Annotated in this window: 20 protein-coding genes; 11 read left to right on the top strand and 9 right to left on the bottom strand. The window is 59.2% G+C overall.

The annotated features are described in order from the left end of the window. Positions 1-70 precede the first annotated feature (70 nt). The 5 genes from LYZ69_01025 (at position 71) to LYZ69_01005 (ending at position 2,860) form a co-directional block, all read left to right on the top strand. The gene (locus LYZ69_01025) at positions 71-376 is read left to right on the top strand and encodes a hypothetical protein (GenBank protein ID MDV3277032.1); all 306 of its coding nucleotides are present in this window, start codon (positions 71-73) and stop codon (positions 374-376) included. A gap of 23 nt (positions 377-399) precedes the next feature. Next, positions 400-1,320 carry an NAD-dependent epimerase/dehydratase family protein gene (locus tag LYZ69_01020; GenBank protein MDV3277031.1) on the top strand — a complete coding sequence of 307 codons (921 nt, stop codon included), beginning with the start codon at positions 400-402 and terminating at the stop codon, positions 1,318-1,320. Next, positions 1,299-1,991, top strand: coding sequence for an endonuclease III (locus tag LYZ69_01015; GenBank protein ID MDV3277030.1), 693 nt, complete (start codon positions 1,299-1,301; stop codon positions 1,989-1,991). Before LYZ69_01020 ends, LYZ69_01015 begins: the two co-directional genes overlap by 22 nt. A gap of 23 nt (positions 1,992-2,014) precedes the next feature. Then, complete coding sequence (locus LYZ69_01010; GenBank protein ID MDV3277029.1) at positions 2,015-2,329, top strand: hypothetical protein; 315 nt, start codon at positions 2,015-2,017, stop codon at positions 2,327-2,329. Between the two features lie 126 nt (positions 2,330-2,455). Then, on the top strand, positions 2,456-2,860 hold the full coding sequence (locus LYZ69_01005; protein MDV3277028.1) for a hypothetical protein: 405 nt from the start codon (positions 2,456-2,458) through the stop codon (positions 2,858-2,860). Here LYZ69_01005 and LYZ69_01000 read toward each other — a convergent pair. Next, positions 2,857-3,066: a hypothetical protein gene (locus tag LYZ69_01000; GenBank protein ID MDV3277027.1), complete on the bottom strand. Its 210-nt coding sequence runs from the start codon at positions 3,064-3,066 to the stop codon at positions 2,857-2,859. The genes LYZ69_01005 and LYZ69_01000 overlap by 4 nt on opposite strands. An 81-nt stretch (positions 3,067-3,147) precedes the next feature. On the opposite strand from LYZ69_01000, the gene LYZ69_00995 reads away from it, so the two are divergent. From LYZ69_00995 to LYZ69_00985, 3 genes are read left to right on the top strand one after another with little or no spacing between them, the layout of a single operon-like run. Further along, positions 3,148-4,371, top strand: coding sequence for an acyl-CoA dehydrogenase family protein (locus LYZ69_00995; protein MDV3277026.1), 1,224 nt, complete (start codon positions 3,148-3,150; stop codon positions 4,369-4,371). A 33-nt stretch (positions 4,372-4,404) separates the two neighbouring features. Next, a complete protein-coding gene (locus tag LYZ69_00990; protein MDV3277025.1) occupies positions 4,405-4,854 on the top strand; it encodes a hypothetical protein in 450 nt (149 codons plus the stop codon). A 13-nt stretch (positions 4,855-4,867) separates the two neighbouring features. After that, on the top strand, positions 4,868-6,106 hold the full coding sequence (locus LYZ69_00985; protein MDV3277024.1) for a hypothetical protein: 1,239 nt from the start codon (positions 4,868-4,870) through the stop codon (positions 6,104-6,106). A gap of 30 nt (positions 6,107-6,136) precedes the next feature. Here the strand turns inward: LYZ69_00985 and LYZ69_00980 are convergent, their stop codons facing one another. Further along, complete coding sequence (locus tag LYZ69_00980) at positions 6,137-6,412, bottom strand: winged helix-turn-helix domain-containing protein (protein ID MDV3277023.1); 276 nt, start codon at positions 6,410-6,412, stop codon at positions 6,137-6,139. Between the two features lie 8 nt (positions 6,413-6,420). Next, the gene (locus tag LYZ69_00975; protein MDV3277022.1) at positions 6,421-7,071 is read right to left on the bottom strand and encodes a hypothetical protein; all 651 of its coding nucleotides are present in this window, start codon (positions 7,069-7,071) and stop codon (positions 6,421-6,423) included. Positions 7,072-7,084: 13 nt separating this feature from the next. Between LYZ69_00975 and pyk the strand changes: the two genes are divergently transcribed. Beyond that, positions 7,085-8,617 (top strand): pyruvate kinase, encoded by a 1,533-nt coding sequence (gene pyk / locus LYZ69_00970; GenBank protein ID MDV3277021.1) that lies wholly within the window; start codon positions 7,085-7,087, stop codon positions 8,615-8,617. On the opposite strand, the gene LYZ69_00965 is transcribed toward pyk, so the two are convergent. From LYZ69_00965 to LYZ69_00945, 5 genes are all read right to left on the bottom strand, one after another. After that, the gene (locus tag LYZ69_00965) at positions 8,601-10,151 is read right to left on the bottom strand and encodes a DEAD/DEAH box helicase (protein MDV3277020.1); all 1,551 of its coding nucleotides are present in this window, start codon (positions 10,149-10,151) and stop codon (positions 8,601-8,603) included. The two genes, pyk and LYZ69_00965, sit on opposite strands and share 17 nt — an antisense overlap. A gap of 61 nt (positions 10,152-10,212) precedes the next feature. Beyond that, positions 10,213-12,861, bottom strand: coding sequence for a pyruvate, phosphate dikinase (ppdK, locus tag LYZ69_00960; GenBank protein ID MDV3277019.1), 2,649 nt, complete (start codon positions 12,859-12,861; stop codon positions 10,213-10,215). An 89-nt stretch (positions 12,862-12,950) separates the two neighbouring features. Continuing rightward, entirely contained in the window at positions 12,951-13,388 is a 438-nt protein-coding gene (locus LYZ69_00955; GenBank protein MDV3277018.1) for a hypothetical protein, read from the bottom strand. Beyond that, positions 13,388-13,939 carry a (2Fe-2S)-binding protein gene (locus tag LYZ69_00950; protein MDV3277017.1) on the bottom strand — a complete coding sequence of 184 codons (552 nt, stop codon included), beginning with the start codon at positions 13,937-13,939 and terminating at the stop codon, positions 13,388-13,390. The genes LYZ69_00955 and LYZ69_00950 overlap by 1 nt, the downstream gene beginning before the upstream one ends. Beyond that, a complete protein-coding gene (locus tag LYZ69_00945; GenBank protein ID MDV3277016.1) occupies positions 13,936-14,805 on the bottom strand; it encodes a xanthine dehydrogenase family protein subunit M in 870 nt (289 codons plus the stop codon). The genes LYZ69_00950 and LYZ69_00945 overlap by 4 nt, the downstream gene beginning before the upstream one ends. A 79-nt stretch (positions 14,806-14,884) precedes the next feature. Here LYZ69_00945 and LYZ69_00940 point away from each other — a divergent pair, with 79 nt between their 5' ends. Beyond that, positions 14,885-17,242, top strand: a complete 2,358-nt coding sequence (locus LYZ69_00940; protein ID MDV3277015.1) for a xanthine dehydrogenase family protein molybdopterin-binding subunit — start codon at positions 14,885-14,887, stop codon at positions 17,240-17,242. Positions 17,243-17,268: 26 nt separating this feature from the next. Here LYZ69_00940 and LYZ69_00935 read toward each other — a convergent pair whose 3' ends face one another. Beyond that, positions 17,269-17,688: a DoxX family protein gene (locus tag LYZ69_00935; GenBank protein ID MDV3277014.1), complete on the bottom strand. Its 420-nt coding sequence runs from the start codon at positions 17,686-17,688 to the stop codon at positions 17,269-17,271. A gap of 188 nt (positions 17,689-17,876) precedes the next feature. Here LYZ69_00935 and LYZ69_00930 point away from each other — a divergent pair, with 188 nt between their 5' ends. Next, entirely contained in the window at positions 17,877-18,932 is a 1,056-nt protein-coding gene (locus LYZ69_00930) for a hypothetical protein (protein MDV3277013.1), read from the top strand. Positions 18,933-18,941: the final 9 nt, after the last annotated feature.

The following is an 18,941-nucleotide window of genomic DNA, read 5'->3' as shown; positions in this document are numbered from 1 at the left end:
GGCACGGCACTCGCTACATGTCGCACAAAGTTGAATTGGATATAAGCCAGCTTCGGGGCGGTCAGGTCGCATGAGCATTCCTGCTTACGATGTGGTCGTGGACTACGTCAGCGAGGGCGATGTCGCCAACCTCGTCAGGGGATACGTCCAGATCAAGGGGAAGAAGGTCAGGTTCACAGGTGTGGCCTACGGCCGCTTTGGTGGGCAGAACTTCTCTCCTCAGCTCTCGCCCAGCGCGAAGAAGACGATAAAACAGCTCACCGGTGACGTAGACAAGTTCGAGGAGGACCTCCAGCTGAAGCTCGTGAAGGGCGAATTCGAGGCGAAGCCACCGAAGGACGAGAAGCACGCCCACACGCACCTCGGGGCATCCTGAAACCGGGCTGAGAGAGAAGGGCCTTGAACCTCCTCATGGGCTCCACCGGCTTCATCGGCGGCCACGTTGTCGAGTACCTCTTCCAACAGAACGAGATTTCGAAGGGCGCCTTCAGGAAGGGCGCCCACCTGAAGATCATGGACCTCAACGGCGTTCAGGGCGTGGAGGCGGACCTCCTCGACCACCACTCCCTTCACGAGGCCGTGGAGGGTGTAGACACGATTTACAGCATGGCCTCGCCGCCGCCTGGGGCTACTGACGACTACAGGGTCAACGCGGAGGGAATCATGAACATGCTGGAGGTCGCCCAGGAGATGAAGGTGAAGACCGTAGTCCATCTTAGCACTCTCGACGTTTACGGGTTCAAGGTGGGCGAAGTCACAGACTCAGCCGAACCCAGGCCATCAGGCGCCTACCAAGTGTCGAAGCTACAAGCGGATAGGGCTCTCCTGGAGTTCGCGAAACGGAGTCAGGAGCCGAGGATCGTCATAATCAGGTCTGCGAGGGCTGTAGGCTCAAGAGACCGAATACTTACTGTGCCACTGCTTCGGATGGTCGAATCCGGGAAGGTCACCCTCCCCGAATCGAAGGAGATGTCGTTCTCGCACCCGAGAGACATCGCGCAGGCTATGTACCGTGCCGCGACGGGCCAGTCACCCTCGGGTACTGTGTACCTCCTGAAGTCTTTCGATGCGGCACCTGAGATGCTCGCGAAGGGGATTGCCGAAGCGTTGGGGAAGAGCGTAGTCGTAAAGAGGCAGGGGTTGATGTCCAAGGGCCAGCTTAATCCATACGCATCCGACCAGCTCAAGGCTGCACTCACAATCGGAGCACAAGAGAGCTGGACCAAGCTCGGCTACGCGCCCCAGTTCGGGCTGAAGCAGACATGCGAGGATATTGCTGCCTGGTACCGCAAGGAGCCATGGACGGTCGAACAGGGCTGAGGATTTCAACCATCCTGTCCAGGATCAGAAAGATGGTGTACGGCTCGGAAGATACCCGAGCGACAGCACTGGCGAACCTCCAGGAGTCCGAGGAGGGAGACCCGTTCCGGATTCTGATCGGGACTATACTCTCCCACAGGACGCGCGATGAAAACACAACGAGGGCAGTTGAAAACCTGTTTTCACGATACAAGACCCCCCAGCAGCTCGCGCACGCCAGAGTCTCGACAGTGAAGAGGCTGATACGGCCGTCTGGGTTCTACAACGTGAAGGCAAAGAACATCATCCGGGTCTCCAGACAACTCCTCGACGACTTCGGCGGAAAGGTCCCAGACGACATGGACGACCTTCTCAAGCTTCACTCAGTGGGAAGGAAGACAGCCAACTGTGTCTTGGTATACGCTTTCAACACGCCCGCTATCCCGGTTGACACACACGTACACCGAATCTCGAACAGGCTCGGCCTTGTGAACACGAAGAAGCCGGAGGACACCGAAGCCGAGCTCGCGCGAACGGTTCCCAAGAATTACTGGCTCGACCTCAACGACCTCTTCGTCCGCTTCGGGCAGACCACGTGCAAACCGATAGGCCCGCGATGCGGCGAATGTAGTCTAACGGGCGCGTGCAAGTACTATCGAACGGTCGTGGCGCCCAAGCGAAAAGCTTCTTAGCCCTCCGAGGGGCGGCTCTAAGCGTGCCCTCTCTCGAGGAGGCGAAGAAGAAGGTAGGTGAGCTTGTCGTTGCGAAGGGTTTCGGAAACAAGTCCGAAGAGATTCCCAACAAACTGCTCTTCGCCTTCATAGAGCTCGGCGAAGCTGGGGACTCTTGGAAGAAGGGCAAGCCGACCGAGGAGACCATCGAGGAGCTGATAGACGTGATCTTCTACGTACTGGACGCCTCGAGACTCATCGACCCTAAGGCCAACCTGGACGAGGTATTCTTGAAGAAACTGGAGAAGAACATCGGGAGGCCGTTTAAGTATGGTGAGGGATTTAGAGAGAAGAGCTGACCAGGAGTTATTTCGAACAAACCAACTTGCACGATACTAGGTTGCGGTGAATCCCTCTACTGCAAGGGGGTCTGCAGGAAACACTATGAAAGAGAATACTACAAAGCCCATCGGGAAGACCGCCTTATGGGGGTTAGAAGATACAATACTGCTCATCGTGCCGAGGTTCTCGCCCGCAAGAAACAATACCGTCTTATGAACCAAGCTCGAATTAGCGAGCAGAGGACTCAGGCGCGGCTGCTGCTCAGGGAGAAACTATTCGACATTCTCGGAGGGCCACACTGTGTTGGGCATGACGGAGCGGGTTGTCCCTACGGTTGTACTGACAAGAAGATACTCCAGTTTGACCACAAGGATGGGGACGGATCTACAGAGGTTAGGTCCTTGGGGAGTAGCTTGAAGATGTTGGAGTTCTACTCAAAGAATCCTGTGCTCGCTCCCATGAAGCTCCAAGTTCTTTGTCCTAACTGCAATTGGCTGAAGAGAGTCGAGAAAATGGAGTTCAGAAGGAGGGCACCGAAGGCATCCTAGGTGTCCTTCACCCAAATGACCCTCTTGCATATGTGGCAGACAAGTCCGTCGTACCGTGCCCCCTTGCTGTCTGTCACGGGCTCAACCTTCATCATCTCTCCTCCGCATTGCACGCACTTCACCCCCGAAGGCTCCTGGCTAGTCTTCTTCCAATCGACCATGTGGTAAGTCCAGAAGATCAGGTCTCCGGAACGCTCGATCCGCACAGTAGCAATGGCCACCCCGCCTTAGAAAAGCGTGCCTAGAGGTGCGAGATGGTTAAAGCATCCCGCGCCGACGGGAGCCGAATGGAACAACTCTTCGAGAAGTCGATGAGAGAGGTAGCGAAGATAGCGGGGTTGGGCAAGGATGACCTATCGATACTCGAGGACACGGACGCTGCCGCCAACGAACTGGTCATCTCAGAATTCGAGAAGTATGTGGAACGGAAGTACAACCCTGAGGTGCCAAGGATCCTCAAGAGCCACAACCTGCTGGGCGTGCCAATCGAGGAGAAGTACGGCGGGAGGGGGGCTAGGCAGCTCGTGCACGCTCTATTCCTCGAGAGGCTCGGGCAGGCAGGGATGGGCGTCGTCACCTTCGCCGACGTCCACCAGTCCTTGGGCAGCCTCTCGATCCAAGACTGGGGGAACGAGGAGCAGAAGCAGAGGTATCTCTCCAAAGCCGCGCGAGGAGAGGCGATTCTTGCCTACGGCCTCACTGAACCAGAGGCAGGCAGCGACCCCGCCTCGCTGAAGACGTCCTATGTTGCAGACGGCAGTGGTTTCAGGCTGACAGGGTCGAAGTACCTGATCTCAAACGGCTCGATAGCCACCAACATAATCGTGTTCGCCTATCCCAAGGGCAGGTCAGAAGGCCTGAGTGCCTTCCTCGTCGACACAAAGCAGGAGGGTTTCAACGTCGACATGAGGCTCGAGGAGAAGGTTGGTCTCTTCACCTCTGACACCGCGCTCCTTTCATTTGATAGCGTGTTCGTACCCAGAGAGGACATGCTAGGACCGGAGGGAAAGGGCTTCGCTGTTGCTTACTCCGCCCTCCTGAACGGAAGAATCGGCATAAGTTCAGGGTGTCTCGGTGTGATGGAGGACTGCCTGAACCAGGTGAAGGAGAGGGCCACCTCGCGGTTCCAGCACGGCAAGCTGATCGGCAGGCATCAGCTCGTCCAAAGGCACGTTGCTTTCATAGCGTCCAGCCTGGAGGCCAGCAGGTGGCTCGTCTACAGGGCTGCCATGAAGAAGGACGAGTACGAGAAGGACGCTCAGAACCTCGCGCTGAGGGCGGAGACGGATAGGCTGTCGGCGCTGGCCAAGTACGTTGCATCGAGGGCTGCGTTTGAATCAGCCGATAGGGCTCTTCAGATTTTCGGCGGCTTCGGCTATTCGATAATGTCTCCGGTGGCAAAGCATTTTCTCGACACCCGCGTCGCCAGAATATACGAAGGGACGGACGAAATCATGGAGTTGAAGATCGCTTCCTCAGTCCTCGGGAAAGACTTCGAGGCCTACACGTGACCTTTATACAGCGACCCGGATTCTGGACGCAGGATGCAGCTCCACTTGGATGGCTCGACGAGCATCAACGCCAAGCGTGATCACGTCTTCGGCCTTCTCGTCAACCCTGAGTTCTTGGCGAAGACACTCCAAGACGCCGAGGATGTCAGGGTCCTGGACGGGTCCACACTCGAAGCGAGAATCAAAGTGAGGGTCGCGGTTGTCTCGAGCGCCTTCAAGGTCAGAATGACAGTCTCCGACACGGAACCGCCAGCACGGGCCAAACTCGTTGCCGAGGGCTCGGGGAGCGGCAGCAACCTGAAGGTCGTAAGCACTTTCACACTGACCGGGGACTCCCCAACAACGATGGCCTGGTCAGCGGACGCAGAGATCACGGGTATAATGGCAGGCCTCGGCTCGACCTTGCTGAAGAGCTTCGCCACCAAGAAGGTGGAGGAAATCTTCGGGGGTATCACGGGAGCAATAGAGCGGACGGCCGGCTAACAGGAGGGGAAGGGTGACGAGCAGCGCGACGGAGAGAACCTTCGACGCAGCTGTCGAGGTGCTCAAAGGGAACTCCACTCCTCGGGGGCTGAAGGCTTCCAGCTCGTACTACAACCAGGTGTGGGCCAGAGATTCATTCATTTCCTTCCTCGGCTCGAACATGCTCGGGGACGAAACGCTGCTGTCGTGCGCCAGGGCGACCGTAGACACCTTCGCGAGGAGCAGGTCTCCGCTCGGGCAGATAGCCAACTTCTACGACCCGGCCAACGGCCGGGCCGACTTCGGTTTCTCAGGCTCGACCGACTCGGCCCCGTGGTACATCATAGGACTCGCCGACCTCTATCGCGCAACAGATGACCGGTCGCTTTTGAAGGAACCGCTCGATGCAGCCGTCGACGCCTACAGATGGCTCAGGTATCAGGACTCGAACAACTCTTGGCTGGTCGACTCGCCCCAGGGCGCCGACTGGATGGACGCTGCGATTCAGAGGACAGGAAAGACAGTCTACAACAACGCACTCCTCCTTATGGCCACGAGGTGCATCGGTGATCTGTGCTCTGTGGCGGGCAGGAGGCTCAACGACGGCTCGAAGTTGGATTACACAGCGCTCTTGGAAAGGTTCAATGACGTCTTCCTGCCTGACGAGGAGAGCCCCAAGAGGGTCTCCGGTTTCTCTCCAAGGCTGGCAGAACAGCTCTCGTCCCAGAGGCCCGTGGGCCTCTCCCAAGAGTACTACGTCCAGTACGTCTCGTTCGCCAGGATAGACACCCACTTCGATACCCTCTCGAACCTCCTCTGCATCCTCTTCGGCCTTGCCGAGTCCAAGACATCCAGGTCGATCATGGAAGCCATCAGGTCGCGGGAGCTGTCCAAACCCTACCCTGTCAGGGTCCTCGACCCACCCTACAGTGCGGGGGAGCCGGGGTTCGACACTCGGTTGGACGCGACTCTTCCCGAGCAGCACAGGAGCCCTCCCTTCGCGTACCACAACGGGGGCATCTGGCCCTTCGTCGGAGGCCTGTACGTCTGGGCGCTCAACAAGCTCGGGTCTGAGGAAGCCCCGACGGGGCTGGACAGGCTGGCAGCCGCGAACATGGTGCGCGGCGAAGGGGACGGCCTGGGCTTCAACGAGTGGCTGCACGGCAGGTCCGGAAGACCTCTCGGTCAGCGAGCCCAGTCGTGGAATGCAGGCGCGTACATCGCTGCCTATCTTTCTATTGAGAAAGGAGACAGACTCTCTGTGATACGGTGAAACCCTTCGTCCGTCCGACTGCCTTAGTCCTCATATCTGTATCTCCTTCATCATCTCTCTGATCCAGTCCACGAGCCTGTGGTACGACTCCAGCCCCTTCGATGTCAGGGCGAACTTCTCCGAGGCGTCCTCCTTGTCGAAGGCCTTCGCCACCAGCTCATGGCTGAGGAGCCAGTCCAGGTACTCTGTGAACCTGGGGTAGTTGAGGCCAAGTCTCATCTGTATGTTCGTCCTCTTCATCGGCCCGTCGCTCCTGTACAGGATATCGAGGAACCTAGCGACTACGTAGAGGTCAGGCTTTTCCATCCTGGCGATCACAAGGATTCAATGAAGTTCTTCTTTTCCCTATCGAACGCGCGCCTCTGTTCCTCGAGTCGCGACATCTGCTTCTCGTAGCTCTGGTTCGACTCGTACCTGAAGTACAGCCACACCAGCACGCCGACGACGATCCCGACTGCAGGGGTGCCGAAGAGGGAGCCGATTATGAACGCTGCGATCCCGAAGATGAGCGCGTCGCCAGTCCTCCGCCTGACCACCTTAGGGAGCAGAGTCAGAATCTTCTCTGTGACAGAGAGCGCGTTCTCCGTAGCTCTCTCGCTCTCGCTTGCCTTCTTCATGTTGGCTATGAGGCCGCTGAGCTCCTCCAGCTCCGCGTTCCTGCCACGGCCTATCACTATGTACACGCCAACGCCGCAGGCGAGTCCTACCAAAGCGGCCACGCCCACTCCTTCAAGGATCTCCCTGTGGACGAAGAAGTACTCTGGCGGGTTCTGCATCAATACGGACGCTACTATGGCCGCGGACGTCGCAAGGAAGACGAGCATGCCTGCGAGGAATGACTTCACCACCCTTACCTGAGATTCCCTCGTCCTGATGTATTGCGTCCACTTCTCCGATATGTCTACTATGGCGTTCATACTCTCTCCGATTTCGTCTTCGCGAGAGTGGTCTTGAGCCGAGTCCACGAATAAGCAAGATGTGCCCAGGCCTAAAAGAATAGCGTGCTGCGGATACGTGCTGGCTGCCCTCAGTGGGCTTATCTCTGCCGTCGGCCAGCCAACTGAGAGCGGGAACGACTTGAGGAGGACAAAGATAGTCTGCACAATCGGGCCGGCGACCAGGGACCAGAGCATGGTCAGGAGACTGGTCGCCTGTGGAGTGGATGTCTTCAGGATCAACTTCTCGCACGGCGACAGGGGGGAGCACCTCGAAGAGATACGGACAATCAGGAAGGAGGCCGTTCGGGCGAAGAAGACGGTAGCCATCCTTCAGGACTTGCCCGGACCAAAGATTCGGGTGGGAAAGATCGAGAATGGCGCGGTCGACCTTGTCAAGGGTTCGTCTCTCCTGCTCACCTCGCGAAAGGTCTTGGGGAACGAGAGCGAAGTCTCCGTGAACTACCCCGATCTCATCCGTTTCGTCAAGAGAGGGGACACGCTGCATCTCGCTGACGGGCTGATTAGACTCAAGGTGGAGGAGACAACGGCCGATGGCGCCAGTTGCACCGTCGCCGTCGGCGGGACGCTCAGCTCCGGCAAGGGGGTCAACGCCCCCGGAGTCAGGATGAAGATCAAGTATCCGACTCCGCAGGATGTCGAACACCTGAAGTTCGGGCTCAGCCACGGCGTGGACTTCGTAGCCCTTTCGTTCGTGAGGAGCCCGTCTGACGTGAAGGCCGCCCGAAGGCTCTTCGGGAGATCCGACGCCTCGGTCATAGCCAAAGTGGAGAAGCGGGAGGCGGTCGAGAACTTCGACCCTCTGCTTGAAGTGGCCGACGGAATCATGGTTGCCAGAGGCGACCTCGGAATAGAGGTGCCCATCGAGCGTGTCCCCGTCATCCAGAAGGAGATCATCAGCAAGTGCAATGAGGCGGGCAAACCCGTGATAGTCGCCACGCAGATGCTTGTGAGCATGGTCAGCAGCCCAGTCCCGTCTAGGGCGGAGGCAACAGACGTTTCGACCGCGGTGCTGGACGGGGCCGACGCGGTGATGCTCTCGGACGAGACTGCAGTCGGCAAGTATCCAGTGGAGGCTGTCTTGACACTCGAAAGAATCGCGAAATCCGCAGAGAGGGTTCTGGGGAAGTACGGCCACCCCCTTCCCGAAGAGGAGACCTTACCGACCGAGGAGGCGATAGCCAGGGCCGCCTCCAGGCTCGCCCGCTATGTCGGCGCAAAGGTCATCGTCACGCCGACCCACACGGGTTCTACCGCGAGAAGGATCTCGAAGTACAGACCTGAGCAGCCGATTGTAGCGCTCTGCACTGCGCCGTCTGTGGCGCGGAGGATGAAACTCTGCTGGGGCGTTGTACCAGTCCTGGCAAGGCAGTCAAGAACGACAGACAGACTCTTCGCTCTGGCAGAATCGACCGTGCTGTTCTTGGGCCTCGCAGAACCCGGCGACAGGATGGTGATGTTATCTGGCACGCCGGGAGTCGGCGGAAGCACAGACCTAATCAAAGTTCTGAGGGTCGCCGGAAGAAGACGGGCGGCAGCTAAACGAAGTCCATGAGAGTCGGGCTTTTGCCCTTGCGCTTTCTAACGCTCTCGCTCGGTTCAGAGACGAGCTTCCTCATCCTGTTCTCTTTGAAGAGGCTGCTGTAGTAGTACGCCTCGTCCACAGTGCCTTCTGCCAGCAGGATTACGACCTTCCCTGCAGTGGTCCTGCCCGTCCTGCCCCTCCTCTGGATGTACCTGATTTCGGACGGCACAGCCTCGTAGAAGACCACCAAGTCGACGTCGGGCACGTGCAGCCCCTCCTCCCCGATGCTGCTGCTGACGAGTGCGGTGAACTCTCCTTTCCTGAATCTCTCCAGCGCGTTCGTCTGGGTCTGCTGGTCCATTCCCTTGTTCCCCGTCTTGTCCGCCTGCCCGACGAACCTCTCCGCCGAGTACCCGGCAGATTCCAGTGCCTTCACTATGTCCTCAATCGTGTCCCTGTACTGGGTGAAGACGATGACCTTTGAATCAGGTTTCGTGGCCAGCTGCTCTCGCATAACGGAGAGCAGTACGCCCAGCTTGGAGTGTTCCACGTTGCGCAGCTTGGAGGCCTCCTGCTCGATTCTGATCCATCTCGGGTCCTTGAGTAGGGAAGCAGTAGACTTCCCCTTCTCGGGCCTCTCTCGAACCCTCTCGAGGTACCTCGCAAGGGTCGGTGCTCCCTGCGTCTCTATGACCTCGAGCGCATGTACTATCACAACGGCCTGCGCCTGATTGATTATCGCCCCGAAGATGTACCCCTTCTGCCCTCCTTGAGCCTGGGCTGCCTTCAGCCTGGCGGATATCGTCCCCCTGGCCTCGAGGAGCGCCTTCTTCGAGACCCTGTTGCTCCTCAGGAATCCGCCGTCGATGAGCTTCTTGACCTTGTCGTTGAACAGCTCCCGCAGCCGTAGTATCTCCTCCTCGTACTCCTCCGGCACCTTGACCTTGACTGGCTGGACCGAAGTCTGTTCGACGTACGCGCTGACGTCCTCGCTCTCCTCCGTCCTCGCCTCTACCTTCTCGATGAACAGGTTGCGCTTGATTTCGTTCACCTTCTCCTTGGAGCCTCCCGGCGACGCGGTGAGGCCAAGTATGAGGGGGTGTCTAGCTTGGTCGCGGTACGCCTCCGCGAGTCTGGTGTAGGTGTAATCCTTCACGCTCCTGTGCGCTTCGTCGAAGACAGCGAGAACAACGTCGTCCAGCGAGACCCGGCCGTGCCTGACGTCGTTGTAGACCGTCTGGGGCGTGGCGAAGATCACCCTCGATTTCAGCCACAGGACCTCCCTTTCCCCGGGGTCCACAGTCCCGGTCAGCGCTACCATCGAGCCTTGCGGAAGGTTCAGGTTCTCTCCGAATGCGCGGAAGTGCTGCAGCACCAACGGGCGCGTCGGTGCCAGGACCATCACCTTCGACTCGCGGAACTTTCCGAGCCTCCCGGCCGCGACCATCATCGCTATCATGGTCTTCCCCAGCCCAGTGGGCAGGACTACCAGAGTGTTGCCGCCCGAGGCCGATTCTGCGATGTGCTTCTGATACTCCCTGGCCTCGAACTTGCCCGTCAGCAACTTCCCACTGCGATTGTCCCTTTACCCCTGATTGCACTAAAAGCGTTCTGTCCCGTCGGCCTCAGACCGAGGACGGTCCCTTCTCCCCCTTGAGCACTGCCTGTGCAGCCGCCAGCCTGGCGACGGGAATCCTGAACCCCGAGCAGCTCACGTAGTCCAGTCCAACACTGTTGAAGAATGCGATGCTCCTCGGCTCTCCGCCGTGCTCCCCGCAGATCCCGACCTCTAGGTTCGGCTTCGCCCTCCTCCCATCTGCGACTGCGAGCGCGACTAGCTTCCCCACACCCTCGGTGTCGAGAACCTCGAACGGGCTCTCCGGGAGTATCTTCTCCTCGAGGTACTTGGCCATGAACTTCGCCTCCGCGTCGTCCCTGCTGAAGGCGAAGGTCGCCTGCGTCAGGTCGTTCGTACCGAACGAGAAGAAGTCGGCGTGAACGGCTATCTCCGCAGCGGTCAGTGTTGCCCTGGGCGTCTCAATCATCGTCCCAACCTTGTACTGGATATCTTCGCCCAGCTCGTCGAGCGTCCTCTTGGCAGCGGCATCTATGACTCCCCTGAGGATAACCACCTCGTTCTTGTCGCTCACCAGGGGCAGCATTATGTTCACCTTTGCTGTCTCGCCTTCCTCCCTCCTCACTTGCACGGCGGCCCTGATTATTGCCTCCACCTGCACTTCGTAGATGATGGGGTAGGTCACCGCGAGCCTGCAGCCCCGATGGCCGAGCATCGGGTTGTGCTCCGTCAGTTGCCCGAGCTTCTCCAGCATCCTCTCCCATCTCTTGACTTCTTGCTGCGGCGCACCGCGCTTCCTGAGGGCCTCAATCTCTCCGACCACCTTCTCTCTCTCCGGGAGGAACTCGTGGAGCGGCAGGTCCAGCAGCCTGACGACGACTGGGAGTCCTTTCATCGCCCTGAAGATTCCGAGGAAGTCATTCAGCTGGAAGGGCACGAGCCTCCTCAGTGCGTCGCTCCTCTCTTCGACTGTCTCCGAGAGGATCATCTCCTGCATTATCTTCAGCCTGTCAGGCGCGTTGAACATCCTCTCCGTCCTGCAGAGGCCAATCCCCTCGGCGCCGAACTCCCTCGCTCTGGCAGCAGCATCAGGGGTGTCAGCGTTTGCGTATACCCCTAGCCTCCTGATGTCGTCCGCCCACTCAAGGAGCTTCCTGAACTCGGGTGTGAGCTGTGGCTCGACCGTCGGCACGACGCCCAGCATCACTGTGCCTGTCGTGCCATCGATTGTAATGATGTCCCCTTTCTTCACGATTCCGCCACCTTCGACCTCGAAGTAGCCCTCCGCAGGGTGCAGCCTGATGGTGCCGCAGCCAACCACGGCAGGCTTCCCCATCCCCCTCGCGACGACCGCAGCGTGCGACGTCATCCCTCCCCTCGCTGTAAGGACCCCCTGCGCGGCTATGACGCCCCTTATGTCGTCCGGCGTCGTCTCCGGCCTGACCAGAATCACCTTCTCCCCTCTGCCCCCCATCGCGGCCGCCTCTGAGGTGTCCAGGACGACAGCTCCAGACACAGCGCCTGGGGAGGCGTTCAATCCCTTCGCGATGGGCTTGACCTTGACGGAGGGGTCTATCGTCCTGTGAAGCAGTTTGTCAACGTCCGCTGGGTCCAGTCTCCCAACTGCGTCTTCTCTTGTGATCAGCCCCTCGTTCGCCATCTCGTACGCGATCCTGACCGCCGCCTGTGCCGTCCTCTTGCCGTTCCTCGTCTGAAGCATGTACAACCTTTCGTTTTCCACTGTGAACTCGAAGTCCTGCATGTCCCGGAAGTGCCTCTCCAGTTTTTCCGCGACGCTCTTCAGCTGTGACTTTAGCGAGATGTCGACCGAGTCGATTGCGACGGGCGTCCTTGTTCCTGCCACGACGTCCTCTCCCTGGGAATTTCTGAGGTATTCCCCGAAGAGCCTCTTCTCTCCAGTCGAGGGGTCTCGCGTGAACCCGACTCCAGAGCCCGAGTTCTCTCCCATATCACCGAAGACCATCGTCTGTATGTTCACCGCCGTCCCCAGGTCGTCGGATATCTTGTAGTAGCGCCGGTATTCCCTCGCCCTCGGATTCTCCCACGACCTGAAGACCGCATTCACCGCCCCTTCCAGCTGCTGCCACGCGTCCTGGGGGAACGGCTTGCCCGTCCTATCATGAATCACGTCTTTGAATGCGTGCACCAACTCCTCCATATCTCCGGCTGGTATCGCGGTGTCCTGGGCGACCCCGAGCTTTTTCTTCCTCTGCTCCAGTAACGCCTCGAACAACTCGCCCGGAACGCCCAGCGCTATCCTTCCGTACATCTGGAGTAGCCGTCTGTATGCGTCCATTGCAAAGCGCTTGTTATTCGTGAGGGCGGCCATCCTCTCGGTCACTTCGTCGTTCAACCCGAGGTTCAGGATCGAGTCCATCATGCCCGGCATCGAGAACGGGGCTCCCGACCTCACGGACAGGAGCAGTGGGGCGTCCAGACCACCCAGCTTCTTGCCCGTCTTTTTCTCGACCACGGAGAGCTTCGACTTGATTTCGCTGAAGAGCCCGCTTGGAACCTTACCAGTCCGGAAGTACTGCTTGCACGCTTCTGTTGAGACAACCATGCCAGGCGGGACGGGGAGGCCGATTGATGCCATTTGCACGAGCCCGTAACCCTTGCCGCCAAGGGCGAACTTGTCGAGCCCTTTCGCTTCCTCAAAGAGGTATACGAAGACCATTCTGCCCCGATGCCCTTCGAATGGGTCGGGTAATTAATGATACCACGGGGGCCGCCAGAGAGAGGTCTTTGCGGAAACGAGCCGTGGCCTTAGGCCGCGACCTTCTGCCTGAGATTCTCCGTTATCTGCATCACGTACTTCGCCGCCACCCCGTCGATCAGACGGCCTCCGACGCTAGCAAGCAGGCCTCCGACGGCGACGTCCGCGGCCCAGCTAGCCCTCGTGCCTGCGGCCGAGTCCTCAAGATCAATCTGCAGCTGGATTTCGACAGAACTCTGCATCCCCTGGCCGTGCCCTGTTATTCTTGTCATCGAATCTTTCTTCTTCTCGGCGACCTCGAACGCAATGTCGAGCGCTCCCCTCAGGTAGGCTACACCTGCCTTGGCCTTCACGGTGAAGTGGTCTTGGTCAGCTATCTTTGATTCTGCTACGTCGGGCAAGATTCCTATGACGCTTGCCGGGTCGGTAATGAAGGCGTAGAACCTCCCCTTCGGGACAGACGCTTCAATGGTCCCCTCGTAATGCATTACATGCCCTCGATTTCTCTGGGCTTCCTAGGCTCTTCCGGCTTCTCTCTCTTCTCTTCTCGCTTGACTGTGCGTGTTCCCTTCTTCCTGAGCTTTGCCGCGTACTGGACTGACTCTATGATCTTGACGTAGCCCGTGCACCTGCAGAGGTTGCCCGAGAGCGCCCTCCTGATTTCCTCCTCGTCAGGGTCCGGAATCTCGGAGAGGAGCTGGTACGAGGCCATTATCATCCCAGGTGTGCAGAAGCCGCACTGTACTCCATGCTTCTCCCAGAACGCGAGCTGGATTGGGTCGAGGTCGTCCACTCCCCCGATTCCTTCAATCGTGGTGACCTTCTTCCCGTCGGCCTGGACGGCGAAGACCGTGCACGACTTCACCGCCTTGCCGTCGAGAAGGACTGTGCAGACCCCGCAGTTCGTCGTTTCGCAGCCGACGTGCGTCCCGGTCAGTCCGAGGTCCTCCCTCAGGAACTTCACAAGGAGGGTGCGCGGCTCCACTTCTGCCTGCCCCTTCTTCCCGTTCACCTCGATGCTGACGTTAGTCTTGATCAATCGTTCGCCCTCCGCCTCGCTGCAGCCCTTACGGCCCTGACTGTCAGAACCCTCACCATCTCGCGCTTGTACTCGGCCGACCCGCGTAGGTCGCTGACAGGCTGGGCTTCCTGAGCCGCAGCCTTCGCTGCTTCTTCCACCCTCTCTTTCTCAAGCCTCGTTCCCCGCAGTATCTTCTCTGCCTTTGTCGCCTTGATCGCTGTGGGCCCGACAGCTGTCAATCCAATCCCGCAGGAGGCACACGTCCCGTCAGGCGACATGTCGAGGACGGCCGCGACTCCCGCTATGCCGAAGTCGCCCGCCTGCCTTTCCAGCTTGAGGTAGGCCCCGAACCTCCTCTGGCCGAGCGGTACCCTGGCTTCGACGAGTATCTCGCCCTCCTGAATCGCGGTCGTGAATGTGTCAACAAAGAACTCTGAGGCTGGTATCGTCCTCCTGCCCCTAGTCGAAGCGACGACGAAGCTGGCTCCAGTCGCGACCATTACCCCCGGCATGTCGTTGGTCGGGTCTGCGTGGGAGACGTTCCCGCCGATTGTCCCCATGTTCCTTACCTCTGCGTCCGCCACCACGAGTGCGCAGTCACGGAGTATCGGGCATTCGTTCCTGACGACCTCTGCGTCTACGATTGTGACCATCGTTGTCATTGCCCCGATGGCCAGCTCTCCCCCCTCCTTCCTGATGTACGAGAGCCCTTCCACCTTGCCGAGGTCGATGACGTGTGCTGGAGAGAGGAGCCTGAGCTTCATGAGAGGAATCAGGCTCTGCCCCCCGGCTAGGACCTTGGCCTCCTGTCCGTATCTCTCAACGAGGGCGGCCGCCTCCTCGACGGTCTTGGGGGAGTGGTACTCGAAGGGTTTGGGGTACAATCCTGCTAACTCGCACCATCCACCAGAAGGCTAATTAAGAAAAATCTTTAGCTATTCCCCGCCAAGGCTCTGCGCGCGCTTGGCATCTGTCCAGACATCGGTCAGGAAGGAGGCGGCAGTCCTCGGACAGCCCCTGAAGAGGGTCGAGGACATGAAGTTCATCACTGGAACAGGCAGCTTCACAGACGACGTGGTCCTCCCGCACATGCTTCACGGCTGGTTCGTCAGGAGCCTCCATGCCCACGCACGAATCAAGGAGGTTGACGTCTCGGAGGCCGTCTCCCTTCCAGGCGTTAGGCTCGTCCTCGCAGGCAGAGACCTGGTCAAGAAGATCAACAGCATGCCCACCCTCGAAGGTTGGGGCGAGACGAAAGCCACCGACCGTCCCGTCCTTGCCGTCCAGGAGGCAAACTTCGCCGGTGAGCCAATCGCGCTCGTCGTCGCAGAGGACCCGTACACCGCCGAGGACGCAGCCGAGCTTGTCAAAATCACCTATGACCCGCTCCCAGCTGTCGTTGATCCGGTCAAGGCCGCACAGCCTGGTTCGCCCAAGGTCCACGACTACCTGAAGGACAACATCGGCTACAGGTCGACGAAGTCCTTCGGCAGCATTTCGAAGGCATTCAAGGCGGCCGACCACGTTGTGAAGTTCGAGCAGGAGTTCCCCAGACTCTCTGCAGTACCCATGGAGCCGAGGGCGGAGATTGCGTCGTACGACGAAGCCTCCCAGGTTCTCACTGTCTGGCTCTCGAGCCAAGACCCCTACGGTGCAAAGGAGGATTTCGCGAGCACTCTGAAACTGCCTGAGAACAGGGTGAGGGTGATTTCGCCGGATACTGGCGGAGGGTTCGGTCAGAAGGGGTCGATTGGCCCGGAGAACGTCGCGGTCTGCTACGCCTCGATGGTTCTGGGAAAGCCAGTGAAATGGATTGATGGGCGGAGGGACAACCTGATGGCCTCCACCCACGGCAGGGGGCAGAAGCACTTCATCGAGGCAGCCGTCAGGAAGGACGGGAAGATCCTGGGCCTCAAGGTAAAGGTGGTCTGCGACGGAGGTGCGTACAGCGACTGGGCGTTCACGATGCCAGAGACTACAGTTGGCATGGGTCCAGGCGTTTACGACATCGGAGCGTACGAGGCCGAAGCGATAACAACGTTCACCAACAAACCACCCATCGGCGCGTACAGGGGCGCGGGGCGCCCCGAGGCCACGTACCTGATCGAGAGGACGGTTGACGTGCTAGCCCGGAGGCTCAAGCTCGACCCGGTGAAGGTCAGACAGAAGAACTACGTTCCGAAGAGAAAGTTCCCCTACAGCTCTGCCGGGGGTCATACTTACGACAGCGGGAACTACGAGATGAACCTGCAGAAGGCTCTGGAGTATTCTGACTACGACCGCCTCAAGGCCTTCCAGAGAGAGGCAAGGGCGAAGGGGAGGCTGGTCGGTCTGGGGGTGATAACCTACGTGGAGGTCTGCGGGTTCGGCCCGGGCTTTCCGCAGACGGCGTCAGTCGCTGTGAGCAAGCAAGGAAGCGTCACTGTCACTGTTGGCACCAACCCCCAAGGCCAGGGCCACGCGACGGCCTTCGCCCAAATCGTGGCCGAGGAGTTGGGCCTGGACGTGAACGACGTTGTGGTGCAGTACGGCGACACGTCCGCCCTCCCGTGGGGCACGATAACCGCGGGCAGCCGCTCGGCAGTCGTTGGCGGGAGCGCTGTCCTGCTTGCAACAAGGAAGGTGAAAGAGAAGATGAGCAAGATAGCAGCGAAGATGCTCGGTCTCAAGAGCGACAGAATGAACTTCAAGAACGGCAAGATAACTCCAGCCTCCTCTTCATCGAAGAGCCTTGCGTTCAAGGATGTCGCAGACAAGGCATACTCTTTACGTTCGCTCCCACCGGGGATGGAGGCGACGCTCTTCGAGTACTGCGCCTTCGCCCCGCCAGGCAACGCTTTCCCCTTCGGCACCCACGTTGCGATGGTCGAGGTTGACAGGGAGACCGGGATGTTGAAGATTCTGAAGTACGTGGCCGTGGACGACGTGGGGAAGGTGATCAACCCGCTCATAGTGGAAGGGCAGGTTCACGGAGGTGTGCTCCAGGGAATCGCGCAAGCCCTGCTGGAGCAGGTGGTCTTCGACGAGAACGGGCAGAACCTCACCTCGACGCTCTCCGACTACCTGATTCCTTCGATAGACTCCGCGCCTATGATAGAGAGCTACCGCACCGAGACTCCTTCGCCCCTCAACCCTCTCGGCGTCAAAGGAGTGGGCGAGGCTGGGACCATCGGGGCGACGCCAGTGATAGTCAACGCAGTCGAGGATGCTCTCTCACCGTTCGGAGTGGAGATTCAGAAGCTTCCCCTGACTCCCGAGTACGTGCATTCATTGACCAAGGGCAAGCTGGCGCCGAAGAGACTCAAGATACCGGCGGATTGACGCCGCTGGAACGCGGCCGTTTTGGGCTAGAACCCGATTACTGAGTCGACAGACAGCACGCCAGCGCCGACGACAACCAGGACCAGTGCGAGCAGCAAGTAGGTGAAGTCGATCTCGTACGAGGGTTTCTGTTGACTTCCTATGAGGGCTGCCTTCATCTTCGACTTCTTCATGACGATGATAGCGAGAAACTGAATGGCGAAGAATCCAGCCACGATTGGGACAATCAGGCCAATGATCAGGAAGATGCCGCCGAAGAACTCCAGGATCGCTACGGGTACGGCGGCGGCCGCAGGAACGCCCATACTCTGAATCCATTGGCCGCTCTGCTTCCAGGCACCCTTGACTTTGGGAAGGCCATGCATGACGAGCGCTGTCCCGACGAACACCCTGAGGAACGCCGCAAAGATGTCAGTGTTGATTACGCCGACGAGTGCAATGGCCAATTTCCGATTTTCAGCTCCTGCAGAAGCCTATGACGGTAGGGGATTTTAATCTAGTAGTAGAATCTGACTAAGCTAGTAAAGCTGACGATACTGCTCTCACGCTCAAATTCGTATTGTCTGGCGGGCGAGGTCCGGGGGTCCACGCACATGCTCCGCTCCAGTGTTGGGGACACGGGAATCCCCCTTAGGTGGCACATTACCACCTGTTCCCAATCGAGGTCGGTGACGCGTTGGGGCAGACTCGGTCGACAGGCGGCATGCTGCGGAGCGGGCTCCGCAGCGACCCGACACCCTACCTCATGCAGTCGGGATACGAACCAGTTGTGTACTTCACAAGGCGCGACCTTCTCGAGTTGCCCGTTCCCGCAATTGCTGTGCTTTGGTCCAGTCGCGAGCCCTCTGCAATCCTGAAGCTCCAGCAGAGGGATGGCCGCTGGCGGTACCCCGCAGGAGGAGACGCGCGCATTCGTTCCAGAAAAGGTTACGACCAGCTCGAGACATACCGACGTCTGGGTCAGCTCGTCGAGAAGTTCGGGTTCAACCGGAGTCATCCCGCGATATCAAAGGCTGCCTCCTTCCTCTTCGGGCAGCAGACCGACGAGGGTGATTTCCGTGGAATCTACGGCAGACAGTACTCGCCAAACTACACCGCTGGGATAATGGAGCTACTGATCAAGGCCGGGTACTCAGAGGACAGCAGAATCGCCGCCGGGTTCGAATGGCTGTTCTCGATTCGCCAGAGGGACGGCGGGTGGGCGATACCTTTCAGGACTGTCAGCGGTCGGGCTTCTTGGGCCACGATCGTGTCTGCGATGAGAGCCCCGACAATGAAGCCTGACTTGGCCAAACCCTCCTCTCACTTGGTCACGGGCGTAGTGCTCCGGGCGTTCGCAGCGCATGCCAGGCTCAGACGAAGTGAGGAAGCACGAGTCGGTGGTGAGCTTCTCGCGTCGCGTATCTTCAAGGAAGACACCTATGTAGACAGGAAGGCGACCAGCTTCTGGAAGAGCGTCTCCTTTCCATTCTGGTTCACCGACGTGGTGTCAGCGCTGGACTCGCTCTCCTGGCTGGGAATGACGCGGCGAGACAGGCGAATCGCACGGGCCCTGGAATGGCTCAAGTCTCGTCAATCTACGAACGGGCGGTTCCGTGTGAAACTGCTCAGGACCGGAGACAGTAGACTGGACTATTGGGTCTGCCTCGCCACTAGCAGGGTGTTCAAGCGCTTCTTCTCTCGGTCGTAGTGCGGGGGG

The organism is Nitrososphaerales archaeon (genome assembly GCA_032906765.1).
Lineage (GTDB): Archaea > Thermoproteota > Nitrososphaeria > Nitrososphaerales > Gagatemarchaeaceae > DASPPF01.
The sequence above is the reverse complement of the archived record's forward strand: the minus strand, read 5'-3'. Positions and strand labels throughout refer to the sequence as shown.

What these genes read in the sequence shown, in the direction of transcription:
- LYZ69_01025 (MDV3277032.1), top strand. Translation starts at nt 71, where the DNA reads ATGAGCATTCCTGCTTACGATGTGGTCGTGGACTACGTCAGCGAGGGC.
- LYZ69_01015 (MDV3277030.1), top strand. Translation starts at nt 1,299, where the DNA reads ATGGACGGTCGAACAGGGCTGAGGATTTCAACCATCCTGTCCAGGATC.
- LYZ69_01005 (MDV3277028.1), top strand. Translation starts at nt 2,456, where the DNA reads ATGGGGGTTAGAAGATACAATACTGCTCATCGTGCCGAGGTTCTCGCC.
- LYZ69_00995 (MDV3277026.1), top strand. Translation starts at nt 3,148, where the DNA reads ATGGAACAACTCTTCGAGAAGTCGATGAGAGAGGTAGCGAAGATAGCG.
- LYZ69_00990 (MDV3277025.1), top strand. Translation starts at nt 4,405, where the DNA reads ATGCAGCTCCACTTGGATGGCTCGACGAGCATCAACGCCAAGCGTGAT.
- LYZ69_00980 (MDV3277023.1), bottom strand. Translation starts at nt 6,412, where the DNA reads ATGGAAAAGCCTGACCTCTACGTAGTCGCTAGGTTCCTCGATATCCTG.
- ppdK (MDV3277019.1), bottom strand. Translation starts at nt 12,861, where the DNA reads ATGGTCTTCGTATACCTCTTTGAGGAAGCGAAAGGGCTCGACAAGTTC.
- LYZ69_00955 (MDV3277018.1), bottom strand. Translation starts at nt 13,388, where the DNA reads ATGCATTACGAGGGGACCATTGAAGCGTCTGTCCCGAAGGGGAGGTTC.